Genomic DNA, 17147 nt, shown 5'->3' with positions numbered 1-17147 from the left:
CAGTTACCTTGCATCGTCACCGATTCACGGCGATGCAGCCAAGGCTGGGGGCGTAAGCCCCCGGCCTTTGGTCGTTGTTGCAGTGTTGTAGATCCACGCTGTGCGTGGATGTGAAAAACAGCAGGAAAAAGCCCAACACGGGCTGCGGTCAGACCCCGGCCGGCCAGCGCAGCGCGCGGCAGCGGGGGAGTGGATGCAGACGAGTTGGCAGTTGGAAGTAGCGGGAGAAGGCGTGCTGGTGCCGGCAATACCAGCGACTTCCAACTGACAATTTCAAGTTCCCTTCGGATCGTGGGCGCACGATCCGCACAACAAGGTGGAAGACCTCATGACGTCCTATTCGTTCACCGAAAAAAAGCGTATCCGCAAGGATTTCGGCAAGCAGCGCTCGATTCTCGAAGTGCCGTTCCTGCTCGCCATCCAGGTGGATTCCTATCGTGAATTCCTGCAGGAAAACGTCGATCCGGCCAAGCGCACGGACCACGGCCTGCACGCTGCGCTGAAGTCGGTCTTCCCGATCGCCAGCTACAGCGGTAATGCCGCCCTGGAATACGTCGGCTACAAGCTGGGCGAACCGGTCTTCGACGAGCGTGAGTGCCGCCAGCGTGGCATGAGCTACGGCGCCCCGCTGCGCGTGACCGTGCGCCTGGTGATCTACGACCGTGAGTCGTCGACCAAGGCCATCAAGTACGTGAAGGAGCAGGAGGTCTATCTGGGCGAAATCCCGCTGATGACCGAGAACGGCACCTTCATCGTCAACGGCACCGAGCGCGTCATCGTCTCGCAGCTGCACCGCTCGCCGGGTGTGTTCTTCGACCACGACCGTGGCAAGACCCACAGCTCGGGCAAGCTGCTGTACAGCGCCCGCATCATTCCTTACCGCGGTTCCTGGCTGGACTTCGAGTTCGACCCGAAGGACGCGCTGTTCACCCGTATCGACCGCCGCCGCAAGCTGCCGGTGTCGATCCTGCTGCGCGCGCTTGGCTACAGCAACGAAGAGATGCTGGCCGAGTTCTTCGAGATCAACACCTTCCACATCAACCCGGATGAAGGCGTCCAGCTGGAGCTGGTGCCGGAGCGCCTGCGTGGCGAAACCCTGGGCTTTGACCTCGCCGACGGCGACAAGGTCATCGTGGAAGCCGGCAAGCGCATCACCGCGCGCCACATCAAGCAGCTGGAAGCCTCGGGCATCGCCGCCCTGGCCGTGCCGGACGACTACATCGTCGGCCGCATCCTGTCGCACGACGTGGTCGACGCCTCGACCGGCGAACTGCTGGCCCAGGCCAATGACGAGATCACCGACGAGCAGCTGCAGGCCTTCCGCAAGGCTGGCGTGGATGCCGTGGGCACCCTGTGGGTGAACGATCTGGATCGTGGCCCGTACCTGTCCAACACCCTGCGCATCGACCCGACCAAGACCCAGCTGGAAGCCCTGGTCGAGATCTACCGCATGATGCGTCCGGGCGAGCCGCCGACCAAGGATGCCGCGCAGAACCTGTTCCACAACCTGTTCTTCACCTTCGAGCGCTACGACCTGTCCGCGGTCGGCCGCATGAAGTTCAACCGTCGCGTGGGCCGCAAGGAAACCACCGGCGAAGCCGTGCTGTACGACCGCAAGTACTACGGTGAGCGCAACGACGAAGAGTCCAAGCGCCTGGTCGCCGCCCATGGCGACAGCTCCGACATCCTGGACGTGATCAAGGTCCTGACCGAGATCCGCAACGGTCGCGGCGTGGTCGACGACATCGACCACCTGGGCAACCGTCGCGTGCGTTCGGTCGGTGAAATGGCCGAGAACGTGTTCCGCGTGGGCCTGGTCCGCGTCGAGCGCGCGGTCAAGGAGCGCCTGTCGATGGCCGAGTCGGAAGGCCTGACCCCGCAGGAGCTGATCAATGCCAAGCCGGTCGCCGCTGCCATCAAGGAGTTCTTCGGCTCCTCGCAGCTGTCGCAGTTCATGGACCAGAACAACCCGCTGTCGGAAGTGACCCACAAGCGTCGCGTCTCGGCCCTGGGCCCGGGCGGTCTGACCCGTGAGCGCGCCGGCTTCGAAGTGCGCGACGTGCACCCGACCCATTACGGCCGCGTCTGCACCATCGAAACCCCGGAAGGCCCGAACATCGGCCTGATCAACTCGCTGGCCGTGTACGCCCGCACCAACCAGTACGGTTTCCTTGAGACCCCGTACCGCAAGGTCGTGGACGGCAAGGTCTATGACGAAGTCGAGTTCCTGTCGGCGATCGAAGAAAACGAGTACGTCATTGCGCAGGCCAACGCCCTGACCAATGCCGACAGCATGCTGACCGAGCAGTTCGTTCCGTGCCGCTTCCAGGGCGAATCGCTGCTGAAGCCGCCGGCGGAAGTCCACTTCATGGACGTCTCGCCGATGCAGACCGTGTCGATCGCGGCCGCGCTGGTTCCGTTCCTGGAGCACGATGACGCGAACCGCGCACTGATGGGCGCCAACATGCAGCGTCAGGCCGTGCCGACCCTGCGTGCGCAGAAGCCGCTGGTCGGTACCGGCATCGAGCGCGCCGTGGCCCGTGACTCCGGTGTGACCGTGAACGCCCGTCGTGGTGGCGAGATCGTGCAGATCGACGCCGCCCGCATCGTGGTCAAGGTCAACGAGGAAGAGATCGTTGGCGCCACCGACGCAGGCGTGGACATCTACAACCTGGTCAAGTACACCCGTTCGAACCAGAACACCTGCATCAACCAGCGTCCGCTGGTCCAGGTGGGTGACGTCATCGCCCGCGGCGACGTGCTGGCCGACGGTCCGTCCACCGACATCGGCGAACTGGCCCTGGGCCAGAACATGCTGATCGCGTTCATGCCGTGGAACGGCTACAACTTCGAAGACTCCATCCTGCTCTCCGAGCGCGTGGTGGAAGAGGATCGTTACACCACGATCCACATCGAAGAGCTGACCTGCGTTGCGCGTGACACCAAGCTGGGGCCGGAGGAAATCTCCGCCGACATCCCGAACGTCTCCGAGCAGGCGCTGAACCGCCTGGACGAGAGCGGCGTGGTGTACATCGGTGCCGAAGTCCGCGCCGGCGACATCATGGTCGGCAAGGTCACCCCGAAGGGCGAAAGCCAGCTGACCCCGGAAGAGAAGCTGCTGCGCGCGATCTTCGGCGAGAAGGCTTCGGACGTTAAGGACAGCTCGCTGCGCGTTCCGCCGGGCATGGACGGCACCGTCATTGACGTGCAGGTCTTTACCCGCGACGGCATCGAGAAGGACAAGCGTGCCCGCCAGATCGAAGAGTCTGAAATCAAGCGCGTCAAGAAGGACTTCGACGACCAGTTCCGCATCCTGGAAGCCGCCATCTACATGCGTCTGCGTTCGCAGATCGTGGGCAAGGTGGTCAACGGTGGCGCTGGCCTGAAGAAGGGTGACGTGATCAGCGACGCCTTCCTGGACGGCCTGAAGAAGGCTGACTGGTTCGCCCTGCGCATGAAGGACGAGGACGCTTCGGAAGCCATCGAGCGCGCGCAGAAGCAGATCCAGGCGCACGAGAAGGAATTCGAGCGTCGCTTCGCCGACAAGCGCGGCAAGATCACCGCCGGTGACGACCTCGCCCCGGGCGTGCTGAAGATGGTCAAGGTATTCCTGGCCGTGAAGCGCCGCATCCAGCCGGGCGACAAGATGGCAGGCCGCCACGGCAACAAGGGTGTGGTCTCCAACGTGGTGCCGGTCGAGGACATGCCGTACATGGCCTCGGGCGAAACCGTGGACATCGTGCTGAACCCGCTGGGCGTGCCGTCGCGTATGAACATCGGCCAGATCCTTGAAGTGCACCTGGGCTGGGCCGCCAAGGGCCTGGGCCGCAAGATCCAGGCGATGATGGAGGCCCAGGCCGCCGTTGCCGACCTGCGCAAGTTCCTGGACGACATCTACAACCACGACGACACCAACGTGGCCAACCGTGTCGACCTGTCGCAGTTCAGCGACGAGGAACTGCTGCGTCTGGCCCGCAACCTGACCGACGGCGTGCCGATGGCCACTCCGGTGTTCGACGGCGCCACCGAAGCGGAAATCAAGCGCATGCTGGAACTGGCCGACCTGCCGAGCAGTGGCCAGACCCAGCTGTACGACGGCCGCACCGGTGAAGCGTTCGATCGCCACACCACCGTGGGTTACATGCACTACCTGAAGCTGAACCACCTGGTCGACGACAAGATGCACGCCCGTTCGACCGGTCCGTACTCGCTCGTCACCCAGCAGCCGCTGGGCGGCAAGGCGCAGTTCGGCGGCCAGCGCTTCGGTGAAATGGAAGTCTGGGCGCTGGAAGCCTACGGCGCGGCCTACACCCTGCAGGAAATGCTGACGGTGAAGTCCGATGACGTGCAGGGCCGCAACCAGATGTACAAGAACATCGTCGACGGTGAGCACGAGATGGTCGCGGGCATGCCGGAATCCTTCAACGTGCTCGTGAAGGAAATCCGCTCGCTGGCCATCAACATGGAACTGGAAGACAACTGATCCATGCCGGCGCGGCGGTCCGCCGCCGCGCCGCTGGCAGTGAACTGAAAGCCCATCGACACAGCATTCCTCCTTCTGGAGAACACCATGAAAGACCTGCTCAACCTCTTCAACCAGCAGCGCCAGACGCTGGACTTCGACGCGATCAAGATCGCGCTGGCCTCGCCGGACCTGATCCGTTCGTGGTCCTTCGGCGAAGTGAAGAAGCCGGAAACCATCAACTACCGTACCTTCAAGCCGGAACGCGACGGCCTGTTCTGCGCCGCCATCTTCGGCCCGGTGAAGGACTACGAGTGCCTGTGCGGCAAGTACAAGCGCATGAAGCACCGCGGCGTGGTCTGCGAAAAGTGCGGCACCGAAGTGACCCTGGCCAAGGTGCGTCGCGAGCGCATGGGCCACATCGACCTGGCCTCGCCGGTCGCGCACATCTGGTTCCTGAAGTCGCTGCCGTCGCGCATCGGCCTGATGCTGGACATGACCCTGCGCGACATCGAGCGCGTGCTGTACTTCGAAGCCTACGTGGTGACCGAGCCGGGCCTGACCGCCCTGGAACGCCGCCAGCTGCTGACCGAAGAACAGTACCTGCAGGCCCGCCAGGAGCACGGTGACGACTTCGACGCCGCCATGGGCGCCGAGGCCGTGTACGAACTGCTGCGCACCATCGACCTGCAGTCGGAAATGACCCGCCTGCGCGAGGAAATCGCCGCTACCGGTTCGGAAACCAAGCTCAAGCGCCTCACCAAGCGCATCAAGCTGATCGAAGCCTTCCTGGAATCGGGCAACCGTCCGGAATGGATGGTCATGACCGTGCTGCCGGTGCTGCCGCCGGACCTGCGTCCGCTGGTCCCGCTGGATGGCGGCCGCTTCGCGACCTCCGACCTGAACGACCTGTACCGCCGCGTCATCAACCGCAACAACCGCCTGCGCCGCCTGCTCGAACTGAGCGCGCCGGACATCATCGTGCGCAATGAAAAGCGCATGCTGCAGGAATCGGTCGATGCGCTGCTGGACAACGGCCGTCGTGGCCGTGCCATCACCGGCACCAACAAGCGCCCGCTGAAGTCGCTGGCCGACATGATCAAGGGCAAGCAGGGTCGCTTCCGCCAGAACCTGCTCGGCAAGCGCGTCGACTACTCGGGCCGTTCGGTCATCGTGGTCGGTCCGTACCTGCGCCTGCACCAGTGCGGCCTGCCGAAGAAGATGGCGCTCGAGCTGTTCAAGCCGTTCGTCTTCGCCAAGCTGCAGCGTCGTGGCCTGGCCACCACCATCAAGGCTGCCAAGAAGCTGGTCGAGCGCGAAGAAGCCGAAGTCTGGGACATCCTGGAAGAGGTCATCCGCGAGCATCCGGTGATGCTGAACCGTGCGCCGACCCTGCACCGTCTGGGCATCCAGGCGTTCGAGCCGGTGCTGATCGAAGGCAAGGCCATCCAGCTGCATCCGCTGGTCTGCACCGCGTTCAACGCCGACTTCGACGGTGACCAGATGGCCGTCCACGTGCCGCTCTCGCTGGAAGCCCAGCTGGAAGCGCGTGCGCTGATGATGTCCACCAACAACATCCTGTCGCCGGCCAACGGCGAGCCGATCATCGTGCCGTCGCAGGACGTCGTGCTGGGTCTGTACTACATGACCCGCTCGCTGGAAAACAAGAAGGGCGAGGGCATGGCCTTCGCCAACATCGCCGAAGTCAAGCGTGCCTATGACAACCGCGTGGTGGAACTGCACGCCAAGGTCAAGGTCCGCATCACCGAGGTGGTGACCGACGAAGACGGCAACAAGCAGAACAAGACCTCGATCGTGGACACCACGATCGGTCGCGCCCTGCTGGCTGAAATCCTGCCGGAAGGCCTGCCGTTCGCGCTGGCCAATGTCGAGCTGACCAAGAAGAACATCAGCCGCCTGATCAACTCCAGCTACCGCCAGCTGGGCCTGAAGGACACGGTCGTGTTCGCCGACAAGCTGATGTACACCGGCTTCGCGTACGCGACCCGCGCCGGCGTCTCCATTGGCATCGACGACATGCTGATCCCGGACGAGAAGAAGGGCATCCTCACCGAGGCCGAAGCCGAAGTGCTGGAAATCCAGGAGCAGTACCAGTCTGGCCTGGTCACCGCCGGCGAGCGCTACAACAAGGTGGTCGACATCTGGTCGCGCACCAACGAGCGCATCGCCAAGGCGATGATGGACACCATCGGTACCGAGAAGGTGGTCAACGCCAAGGGTGAGACCATCGACCAGAAGTCGATGAACTCGCTGTACATCATGGCCGACTCCGGTGCGCGTGGTTCGCAGGCGCAGATCCGTCAGCTGGCCGGCATGCGCGGCCTGATGGCCCGTCCGGACGGCTCGATCATCGAGACGCCCATCAAGGCGAACTTCCGCGAAGGCCTGAACGTGCAGGAGTACTTCAACTCCACCCACGGTGCCCGTAAGGGTCTGGCCGATACCGCGCTGAAGACCGCGAACTCGGGTTACCTGACCCGTCGTCTGGTCGACGTCGCGCAGGACGTGGTGATCACCGAGGTGGATTGCGGTACCACCGAAGGCCTGATCATGACCCCGATCGTGGAAGGCGGCGACGTGGTCGAGCCGCTGAAGGACCGCGTGCTGGGTCGCGTGGTGGCCGAGGACGTGTTCCTGCCGGGCAACGACGAAGATCCGATCGTCACCCGCAACACCCTGCTGGACGAAGCCTGGGTTGCCAAGCTGGAAGATGCCGGCGTGCAGACCATCAAGGTCCGCTCGACCATCTCCTGCGAATCGGCCTTCGGTGTCTGCTCGCGCTGCTACGGCCGCGATCTGGCCCGTGGTCACCTGGTCAACATCGGTGAAGCGGTCGGCGTCATCGCCGCCCAGTCCATCGGTGAGCCGGGTACCCAGCTGACCATGCGTACGTTCCACATCGGTGGTGCGGCGTCGCGAGCTGCTGCGGTCGACAACATCACCGTCAAGACCACCGGCTCGGTCAAGTTCAGCAACCTCAAGTCCGTCGAGCATGCCAACGGCTCGCTGGTGGCAGTGTCGCGCTCGGGCGAAATCTCGGTGCTCGATGCCCACGGCCGTGAGCGTGAGCGTTACAAGCTGCCGTACGGTGCGACCATCACGTCCAAGGACGGTGATGCGATCAAGGCGGGCCAGACCGTGGCCAACTGGGATCCGCATAACCACCCGATCGTGTCGGAAGTGGCCGGCTTCATCCGCTTCATCGACTTCGTCGACGGCATCACCGTCATCGAGAAGACCGACGAGCTGACCGGCCTTGCTTCGCGCGAAATCACCGATCCGAAGCGTCGTGGTACCCAAGCCAAGGATCTGCGCCCGATCGTGCGCATCGTCGACGCCAAGGGCAACGACCTGTCGATTCCGGGCACCGACCTGCCGGCGCAGTACCTGCTGCCGCCGCGCTCGATCGTCAACCTGCAGGACGGCGCTGCCGTCGGCGTGGGTGACGTGGTCGCCAAGATTCCGCAGGAAGCGTCGAAGACCCGCGACATCACCGGTGGTCTGCCGCGCGTGGCCGATCTGTTCGAAGCGCGCAAGCCGAAGGATCCGGCGGTGCTGGCCGAGCGTTCGGGCATCATCAGCTTCGGCAAGGACACCAAGGGCAAGCAGCGCCTGATCATCAAGGACACCGATGGTTCGGAGCACGAAGAGCTGATTCCGAAGTACCGCCAGGTCATCGTGTTCGAAGGCGAGCATGTCACCAAGGGTGAAACCATCGTGGACGGCGAGCCGAGCCCGCAGGACATCCTGCGCCTGCTGGGTGTCGAACCGTTGGCGGCCTACCTGGTGAAGGAAATCCAGGACGTGTACCGCCTGCAGGGCGTGAAGATCAACGACAAGCACATCGAGGTGATCACCCGCCAGATGCTGCGCAAGGTCGAGATCACCGACCAGGGCAGCAGCAAGTTCCTGAACGGCGAGCAGGTGGAGCGTCAGCGCGTTATCGAGGAGAATGCGCGCCTGTCGACCCGCAACGAGCTGCCGGCGCACTTCGATCCGGTCCTGCTGGGTATCACCAAGGCCTCGCTGGCGACCGAATCGTTCATCTCGGCCGCGTCGTTCCAGGAAACCACCCGCGTGCTGACCGAAGCGGCCGTCCGCGGTACCAAGGACAACCTGCGCGGTCTGAAGGAAAACGTGATCGTGGGCCGCCTGATCCCGGCCGGTACCGGTCTGTCGTACCACAGCAGCCGCCGCCGCGGCGCTTCGGGTCTGACCGACTCGGAGATGCAGGCCCTGACCGGCACCCCGGCTGCAGTCGAGGCTCCGGCCGTTGAAGCTGAAGCTGAACAGGCGTCCGGCGAAGAATGAGGTATCCGGTCCGGCCGCAAGGCCGGACCACCCCGTCGGTTCATCGACGGGTAGGGAAAGGGCAGGGGAGATCGTCCGCGATCGCCCCGGCCAACCTGAACGGGGTACATGGAGGCCCCCCAGTAACGTTCCAGGATCAGGAACGGGCTTGACAGGAGGCGTTTGACTGCTTTCCTGACGGGTTGCTACAATCGTCTGTCTCAGCAGGCCAGAATTTTGGCCTGCTTTAACATTTCCGCATCTCTGGTCGGATTTTCCGGCCACCAATCAGAAGAACCTACTGATGGCGACGATCAACCAGCTGGTCCGCAAGCCGCGGCAAGCGACCACCTACAAGAGTGCCTCGCCGGCGCTCGACAAGTGCCCGCAGCGCCGTGGCGTCTGCACCCGTGTCTACACCACCACTCCGAAGAAGCCGAACTCGGCTCTGCGCAAGGTTGCCAAGGTCCGCCTGACCAACCAGGAAGAAGTGATTTCCTACATCGGTGGTGAAGGCCACAACCTGCAGGAGCACTCCGTGGTCCTGATCCGCGGCGGTCGCGTCAAGGACCTGCCGGGTGTGCGTTACCACACCGTTCGTGGCTCGCTCGACGCCGCCGGCGTTGCCAAGCGTCGCCAGGCCCGTTCCAAGTACGGCGCCAAGCGTCCGAAGGCATAAGGAGAGAGCACTATGTCGCGTAAGGGTAATACTCCGCAGCGTTCCGTCCTGCCCGATCCGAAGCACGGAAGCGAAACCATCGCCCGCTTCATCAACATGGTCATGCAGAGCGGCAAGAAGTCCGTCGCCGAAAAGATCGTGTACGGCGCCATGGACGTGATCACCGAGAAGAACAGCAGCGCCAACGCCATTGAGCTGGTGCAGAAGGCTCTGGACAACGTCGCTCCGGCGGTCGAAGTCAAGTCGCGCCGCGTCGGTGGTGCCACCTACCAGGTGCCGGTCGAAGTGCGTTCGTCGCGCAAGATGGCTCTGGCCATGCGCTGGCTGATCGACTCCGCGCGCAAGCGTGGTGAGAACACCATGCCGAAGAAGCTGGCTGCTGAACTGATCGACGCCTCGGAAAACCGTGGCGGCGCCATCAAGAAGCGCGAAGAAACCCACCGCATGGCCGAAGCCAACAAGGCATTCGCCCACTACCGCTGGTGAGTTTGACGGCCTTGTAAAACAGGCAGGGCAGCACCACTTCGGTGCGTGCTGCCTCGCGGTCCCAGAAGGGCTGCGCCAATCCGAAGGCCGCCGAAAGGCGGCGTTCGGCCATCCGAAATCCAAGAAATCTGAGAGGCTCCCGTGGCCCGTTCCACTCCCATCGAGCGTTACCGTAACTTCGGCATCATGGCTCACATCGATGCCGGCAAGACCACCACGTCCGAGCGCATCCTGTTCTACACCGGCAAGAGCCACAAGATCGGTGAAGTGCACGACGGCGCCGCCACCATGGACTGGATGGAGCAGGAGCAGGAGCGTGGCATCACGATCCAGTCCGCTGCCACCACCGCGTTCTGGAAGGGCATGGACAAGTCCCTGCCGGAGCACCGCTTCAACATCATCGACACCCCCGGGCACGTCGACTTCACCATCGAAGTGGAGCGCTCGCTGCGCGTGCTCGACGGTGCCGTCTTCGTCCTGTGCGCCGTCGGTGGCGTGCAGCCGCAGTCGGAAACCGTGTGGCGCCAGGCCAACAAGTACCACGTGCCGCGCATCGCGTTCGTCAACAAGATGGACCGCACCGGTGCCAACTTCCAGAAGGTCGTCGGCCAGCTGAAGGCCAAGCTGGGCGCGGTTGCCGTGCCGATGCAGCTGCCGATCGGCGCTGAAGACAACTTCAAGGGCGTTGTCGACCTGCTGAAGATGAAGGCCATCCATTGGGATGAGGCTTCGCAGGGCATGAAGTTCGAGTACGTTGAAATCCCGGCCGAACTGCAGGGCCCGGCTGAAGAGGCTCGCCAGTTCATGGTCGAGACCGCTGCCGAAGCCAGCGAAGAGCTGATGGAAAAGTACCTGGGCGGCGAAGAGCTGGCCGAGGCTGAAATCATCAATGCGCTGCGTACCCGCACCCTGGCCACTGAAATCGTGCCGATGTACTGCGGCTCGGCCTTCAAGAACAAGGGCGTGCAGGCCATGCTGGACGGCGTGATCCAGCTGCTGCCGTCGCCGGTCGACGTGCCGGACGTGAAGGGCGTGGACGTTGACGACGACACCGTCGAAATGACCCGCAAGTCGGACGACAAGGCTCCGTTCTCGTCGCTGGCCTTCAAGATCATCACCGACCCGTTCGTCGGCGCGCTGACCTTCTTCCGTGTCTACTCGGGCACCCTGAACGGTGGCGACACCGTGCTGAACTCGGTGAAGGGCAAGAAGGAGCGCATCGGCCGCATCCTGCAGATGCACTCGAACAACCGCGAGGAAATCAAGGAAGTTCTGGCCGGTGACATCGCCGCTGCCGTGGGCCTGAAGGACACGACCACCGGTGACACCCTGTGCGCCGTGGACGCCCCGATCATCCTGGAGCGCATGACGTTCCCGGAGCCGGTGATCTCGATGGCCGTCGAGCCGAAGACCAAGTCGGACCAGGAAAAGATGGGTCTGGCCCTGGGCCGTCTGGCGCAGGAAGATCCGTCGTTCCGCGTCAAGACCGACGAAGAATCCGGCCAGACCATCATCTCGGGCATGGGCGAGCTGCACCTGGACATCATCGTCGACCGCCTGAAGCGCGAGTTCAACGTTGAAGCCAACGTCGGCGCGCCGCAGGTGGCCTACCGCGAAACCATCACCCTGGCCGACGTCAAGTCGGACTACAAGCACGCCAAGCAGTCCGGTGGTAAGGGTCAGTACGGTCACGTCGTGATCGAGCTGTCGCCGATCACCGCTGAAGATCGTGCCGATCCGAAGATCGCTCCGATGATCAAGGACGACTTCCTGTTCATCAACGACATCACCGGCGGCGTGATCCCGAAGGAATTCATTCCGTCGGTTGAAAAGGGCTTGCGCGAAACCATCACCAGCGGCCCGCTGGCTGGCTTCCCGGTCGTGGACGTCAAGGTGAAGCTGGTGTTCGGTTCGTACCACGACGTCGACTCCTCGGAAATGGCGTTCAAGCTGGCTTCGTCGATGGCCTTCAAGCAGGGCTTCGCCAAGGCCAAGCCGGTGCTGCTGGAGCCGATCATGAAGGTCGAGATCGTGACCCCGGAGGATTACCAGGGTGACGTGATGGGCGACGTCAGCCGTCGTCGCGGCGTGCTGCAGGGTTCCGACACCACCGGTGACGGTTCGGCCAGCATCATCAACGCGATGATCCCGCTGGGTGAAATGTTCGGCTACGCCACTGCGCTGCGTTCGCAGACCCAGGGCCGCGCCACCTTCACCATGGAATTCGATCACTACGAGCCGGCGCCGACCAACATCGCCGAAGCCGTCATGAAGAAGGGCTGAGCCTCGCTCAGCCTCTCTTGAAACCACTTACGAACAATCAAGGTATAGAACAATGGCAAAGGGTAAGTTCGAGCGCACCAAGCCGCACGTCAACGTCGGCACCATCGGTCACGTCGATCACGGCAAGACCACGCTGACCGCCGCACTGACCAAGATCGGTGCCGAGCGCTTCGGTGGCGAGTTCAAGGATTACTCCTCGATCGACGCCGCTCCGGAAGAAAAGGCGCGTGGTATCACGATCTCGACCGCGCACGTCGAATACGAATCCCCGATCCGTCACTACGCCCACGTCGATTGCCCGGGCCACGCTGACTACGTCAAGAACATGATCACCGGTGCCGCCCAGATGGACGGCGCGATCCTGGTGTGCTCGGCCGCTGACGGCCCGATGCCGCAGACCCGCGAGCACATCCTGCTGTCGCGTCAGGTCGGCGTGCCGTACATCGTCGTGTTCCTGAACAAGGCCGACATGGTTGACGACGCCGAGCTGCTCGAGCTGGTCGAGATGGAAGTGCGTGAACTGCTGAGCAAGTACGAGTTCCCGGGCGACGACACCCCGATCATCGCCGGTTCGGCCCGCCTGGCGCTGGAAGGCGACCAGAGCGACATCGGCGTGCCGGCCATCCTGAAGCTGGTCGACGCCCTGGACAGCTGGATCCCGGAGCCGGAGCGCGCGATCGACAAGCCGTTCCTGATGCCGGTGGAAGACGTGTTCTCGATCTCGGGCCGCGGCACCGTGGTGACCGGTCGTATCGAGCGCGGCGTGATCAAGGTTGGCGACGAAATCGAAATCGTCGGCATCCGTCCGGTACAGAAGACCACCGTGACCGGCGTTGAAATGTTCCGCAAGCTGCTGGACCAGGGTCAGGCAGGCGACAACGCTGGCCTGCTGCTGCGCGGCACCAAGCGTGACGACGTCGAGCGTGGCCAGGTCCTGGCCAAGCCGGGCACGATCAAGCCGCACACCAAGTTCGAAGGCGAAGTCTACGTCCTGTCGAAGGACGAAGGTGGCCGTCACACCCCGTTCTTCAACGGCTACCGTCCGCAGTTCTACTTCCGCACCACCGACATCACCGGCGCAGCTGCACTGCCGGAAGGCGTCGAAATGGTGATGCCGGGTGACAACGTCAAGATGGTCGTCACCCTGATCAACCCGGTGGCAATGGACGAAGGCCTGCGCTTCGCCATCCGCGAAGGCGGCCGTACCGTCGGCGCCGGCGTGGTCTCGAAGATCATCGAGTAATCTGGTAGTATCTGCGCCCCGATGTTGCCTGGGTAGGGCATCGGGGCGTATCAAATGGGAAAGCAGGTACAGGATGTGCCTTGTGTTCCCCGGACCAGGAAGGGTCAATGCCATTCAGGCGGCGTCAACAGGCGACTGTTGACAGCTGCCTTGCGTGCCATTATGCTTCTACGTCTGGGCAGGCCTGGGAACGGGTCTGCCTACGTTTTTGAGGTCTATGGAGTGACCTTGTCGGCCTGCAGGAGTGTGGGCCGTCCGTATTCAGGAATTTCATGGGACAAAGCAACCCAGAGGCTTTGTCTGTCGCTCTTTTAACGAAGGAACCTACCGCCATGGCGGACCAAAAGATCCGGATCCGGCTGAAAGCGTTCGATCATCGTCTGATCGACCGTTCGGCCAGCGAGATCGTTGAAACGGCAAAGCGGACCGGCGCGCAAGTGCGTGGCCCGATCCCGCTGCCGACCAAGATCGAGCGTTACACCGTTCTCGTTTCCCCGCACGTCGACAAGGACGCGCGTGACCAGTACGAGACCCGCACGCACAAGCGCGTGCTCGATATCGTTGACCCGAATGACAAGACCGTGGACGCGCTGATGAAGCTCGAACTGGCTGCCGGCGTCGACGTTCAGATCAAGCTGACCTGAGGACTACGACCATGACGAAGAAGTATTCGTTGGGCTTCGTGGGCCGCAAGGCTGGCATGAGCCGCGTGTTCACTGAAGATGGCCGCTCCATCCCGGTGACCCTGATCGAAGCAACCCCGAACCGCATCGCGCAGATCAAGACCGTCGAAACCGACGGCTACAGCGCCGTGCAGGTGACCGTCGGCGCGCGTCGCGCTGCCCTGGTCAACAAGCCGGAAGCCGGCCACTTCGCCAAGGCGAAGGTGGAAGCGGGTCGTGGCCTGTGGGAATTCCGCGTTGAAGACGCGCAGCTCGGCGATTTCGCCGTTGGCGGCGAAGTCAAGGCGGACATCTTCGAAGTCGGCCAGATCGTCGACGTCCAGGGTGTCACCAAGGGTAAGGGCTTCCAGGGCACCATCAAGCGCCACAACTTCCGTATGGGCGATGCAACCCACGGTAACTCGCTGTCGCATCGCGCGCCGGGTTCGCTGGGTCAGCGCCAGACCCCGGGTCGCGTTTTCCCGGGCAAGAAGATGTCGGGCCACATGGGCGCGGTGCAGCAGAGCACCCAGAACCTGGAAGTGGTCAAGGTCGACGTCGAGCGCGGTCTGATCGCCGTTCGCGGCGCCGTTCCGGGCGCGGCGGGTGGCGACGTGATCGTCCGTCCGGCGAGCAAGGCATAAGGAGAGATGACGATGGAACTCGTTATCACGGGTAGCAACAACAAGGTCTCGGTCTCCGACGCCGTGTTCGGTCGCGATTTCAGCGAAGATCTGGTCCACCAGGTCGTCGTTGCCTACCGCAACGCCGGTCGCGCCGGCACCAAGGCACAGAAGACTCGCTCCGAAGTGGCTGGTACCACCAAGAAGTCGAAGAAGCAGAAGGGCGGCGGCGCGCGTCATGGCGCACTGACAGCTCCGATCTTCGTCGGCGGCGGTGTCACCTTCGCGGCCAAGCCGCGCAGCTTCGAGCAGAAGGTCAATCGTAAGCAGTACCGTGCCGCCATGTGCGCGATCCTGTCCGAGCTGAACCGTCAGGGCCGTCTGACCATCGTGGAGTCCTTCGACGTCGAAGTGACCAACACGAAGGGCCTGATCGCCAAGCTGGCCGGCCTGGAAGTGGGCAAGCGCCCGCTGATCGTCACCGAAGAAGCGTCCGAGCACCTGTACCTGTCCGCCCGCAATCTGCCGTACGTGCAGGTGCGTGACGTCCAGGGTCTGGATCCGGTCTCGCTGGTGGGTGCCGACACGGTCGTCATCACCGCTGACGCGGTCAAGAAGGTCGAGGAGTGGCTGGCATGAACAGCAACGAAAAAATCTTCAGCGTGCTGCGTGCCCCGCGTGTCTCCGAAAAGACCGCGCGCCTGCAGGAACTCTCCAACCAGTATGTCTTCGAAGTTTCGAACGAAGCCACCAAGGCCGATGTAAAGGCCGCGGTTGAGCAGCTGTTCGACGTCAAGGTCGAAGCCGTCAACGTGGTCAACGTCAAGGGCAAGAACAAGTCCTTCCGTAACCGTGCTGGCCGCCGCGGCGATTGGCGCAAGGCGTACGTTCGCCTGGCCGATGGCCAGTCGATCGATGTAACGGCCAAGGCCTGAGGTACATCCCATGCCATTGATGAAATTCAAGCCCACTTCCCCCGGCCGCCGTTCGGCCGTGCGCGTGGTCACTCCCGACCTGCACAAGGGTGCTCCGCACGCTGCGCTGGTCGAGTCGCAGAGCCGCTCGGGTGGTCGTAACCACCATGGCCGCATCACCGTGCGTCACGTCGGTGGTGGTGCCAAGCAGCACTACCGCATCATCGACTTCAAGCGCAACAAGCTGGGCATCCCGGCGCGCGTGGAACGCATCGAATACGATCCGAACCGCACCGCCCACATCGCTCTGCTGTGCTACGTCGACGGTGAGCGTCGCTACATCATCGCCCCGAAGGGCCTGAAGGCTGGTGATCAGGTGATCGCCGGTTCGGATGCCCCGATCAAGGCTGGCAACACCCTGCCGCTGCGCAACATCCCGGTCGGCACCACCATCCACTGCATCGAACTGAAGCCGGGCAAGGGCGCTCAGATCGCTCGCGCCGCGGGTGCGGCCGTGCAGCTGGTGGCTCGCGAAGGCATCTACGCCACCCTGCGCCTGCGCTCGGGTGAAATGCGCAAGGTTCCGGTCGAGTGCTGCGCCACCATCGGCGAAGTCGGCAACGACGAGCACAGCCTGGAAAAGCTGGGCAAGGCCGGTGCCAAGCGTTGGCGCGGCGTCCGCCCGACCGTTCGTGGTGCTGCCATGAACCCGGTTGACCACCCGCACGGTGGTGGTGAGGCGAAGGCCGGCCAGGGTAATCCGCATCCGGTCACCCCGTGGGGTGTCCCGACCAAGGGTTACAAGACGCGCCATAACAAGCGCACTCAGCAGTTCATCGTCCGCGATCGTAGGGGCTAATCGACCATGGCACGTTCACTCAAGAAGGGCCCGTTCGTCGATCACCACCTCGTCAAGAAGGTGGAGGCCGCTGCGGGCAGCAAGAAGCCGATCAAGACCTGGTCGCGCCGTTCGATGATCCTGCCTGACATGGTAGGCGTCACCATTGCCGTGCATAACGGCAAGAACCACATCCCGGTTCTCGTCAACGAGAACATGGTCGGCCACAAGCTCGGCGAATTTGCCATCACCCGGACCTTCAAGGGTCACGGTGGTGACAAGAAGTCGGGCAAATAAGGAGAGATGACAATGGAAGCGAAAGCCATCCTGCGCACTGCGCGCATCTCCCCGCAGAAGGCTCGTCTGGTCGCTGACCAGGTGCGCGGTCTGCCGGCCGAGCGTGCGGTCAACCTGCTGAAGTTCTCGGACAAGAAGGCTGCCCACCTGATCAAGAAGGTGGTGGAGTCGGCTATTGCAAATGCCGAAAACAACCAGGGCGCCGACGTCGACGAGCTGAAGGTTCAGACCATCATGGTTGATGAAGGTCCGACCCTGAAGCGTTTCATGGCGCGGGCGAAAGGCCGCGGTACCCGCATCCTCAAGCGCACCAGCCACATCACTGTGGTTGTGGGCGCCGCCAAGTAAG

General features: G+C 63.2%; 13 protein-coding genes. All 13 read left to right on the top strand.

The features are described from left to right. Positions 1 to 328 precede the first annotated feature (328 nt). On the top strand, positions 329 to 4483 hold the full coding sequence (rpoB, locus tag RI032_RS05135; protein WP_010480373.1) for a DNA-directed RNA polymerase subunit beta: 4155 nt from the start codon (positions 329 to 331) through the stop codon (positions 4481 to 4483). Positions 4484 to 4570: 87 nt separating this feature from the next. After that, entirely contained in the window at positions 4571 to 8794 is a 4224-nt protein-coding gene (gene rpoC / locus RI032_RS05130; protein ID WP_010480372.1) for a DNA-directed RNA polymerase subunit beta', read from the top strand. Positions 8795 to 9077: 283 nt separating this feature from the next. After that, the gene (rpsL, locus tag RI032_RS05125) at positions 9078 to 9452 is read left to right on the top strand and encodes a 30S ribosomal protein S12 (protein ID WP_004145320.1); all 375 of its coding nucleotides are present in this window, start codon (positions 9078 to 9080) and stop codon (positions 9450 to 9452) included. Between the two features lie 12 nt (positions 9453 to 9464). Beyond that, on the top strand, positions 9465 to 9938 hold the full coding sequence (gene rpsG / locus RI032_RS05120) for a 30S ribosomal protein S7 (protein WP_004145321.1): 474 nt from the start codon (positions 9465 to 9467) through the stop codon (positions 9936 to 9938). Between the two features lie 141 nt (positions 9939 to 10079). Further along, positions 10080 to 12221 carry an elongation factor G gene (fusA, locus tag RI032_RS05115; RefSeq protein WP_057502603.1) on the top strand — a complete coding sequence of 714 codons (2142 nt, stop codon included), beginning with the start codon at positions 10080 to 10082 and terminating at the stop codon, positions 12219 to 12221. 52 nt (positions 12222 to 12273) lie between these two features. Then, complete coding sequence (gene tuf / locus RI032_RS05110) at positions 12274 to 13464, top strand: elongation factor Tu (RefSeq protein WP_014036096.1); 1191 nt, start codon at positions 12274 to 12276, stop codon at positions 13462 to 13464. A 332-nt stretch (positions 13465 to 13796) separates the two neighbouring features. After that, positions 13797 to 14108, top strand: coding sequence for a 30S ribosomal protein S10 (rpsJ, locus tag RI032_RS05105; RefSeq protein WP_005408208.1), 312 nt, complete (start codon positions 13797 to 13799; stop codon positions 14106 to 14108). Between the two features lie 11 nt (positions 14109 to 14119). Next, a complete protein-coding gene (rplC, locus tag RI032_RS05100) occupies positions 14120 to 14770 on the top strand; it encodes a 50S ribosomal protein L3 (protein ID WP_004145336.1) in 651 nt (216 codons plus the stop codon). A gap of 12 nt (positions 14771 to 14782) precedes the next feature. Then, the gene (gene rplD, locus RI032_RS05095; RefSeq protein ID WP_004145337.1) at positions 14783 to 15388 is read left to right on the top strand and encodes a 50S ribosomal protein L4; all 606 of its coding nucleotides are present in this window, start codon (positions 14783 to 14785) and stop codon (positions 15386 to 15388) included. Further along, positions 15385 to 15684, top strand: coding sequence for a 50S ribosomal protein L23 (gene rplW, locus RI032_RS05090; protein WP_004145338.1), 300 nt, complete (start codon positions 15385 to 15387; stop codon positions 15682 to 15684). The genes rplD and rplW overlap by 4 nt, the downstream gene beginning before the upstream one ends. A gap of 10 nt (positions 15685 to 15694) precedes the next feature. Beyond that, complete coding sequence (gene rplB, locus RI032_RS05085) at positions 15695 to 16522, top strand: 50S ribosomal protein L2 (protein WP_004145339.1); 828 nt, start codon at positions 15695 to 15697, stop codon at positions 16520 to 16522. A 6-nt stretch (positions 16523 to 16528) separates the two neighbouring features. Next, entirely contained in the window at positions 16529 to 16798 is a 270-nt protein-coding gene (rpsS, locus tag RI032_RS05080) for a 30S ribosomal protein S19 (RefSeq protein ID WP_004154485.1), read from the top strand. A gap of 12 nt (positions 16799 to 16810) precedes the next feature. Beyond that, positions 16811 to 17146, top strand: a complete 336-nt coding sequence (gene rplV, locus RI032_RS05075; protein WP_004145348.1) for a 50S ribosomal protein L22 — start codon at positions 16811 to 16813, stop codon at positions 17144 to 17146. Position 17147 lies beyond the last annotated feature (1 nt).

Source organism: Stenotrophomonas geniculata (assembly GCF_034508895.1).
In the GTDB taxonomy this organism is placed as follows: domain Bacteria; phylum Pseudomonadota; class Gammaproteobacteria; order Xanthomonadales; family Xanthomonadaceae; genus Stenotrophomonas; species Stenotrophomonas geniculata.
Note: the sequence above shows the minus strand (reverse complement) of the source record. Positions and strands in the feature narration are given on the sequence as shown.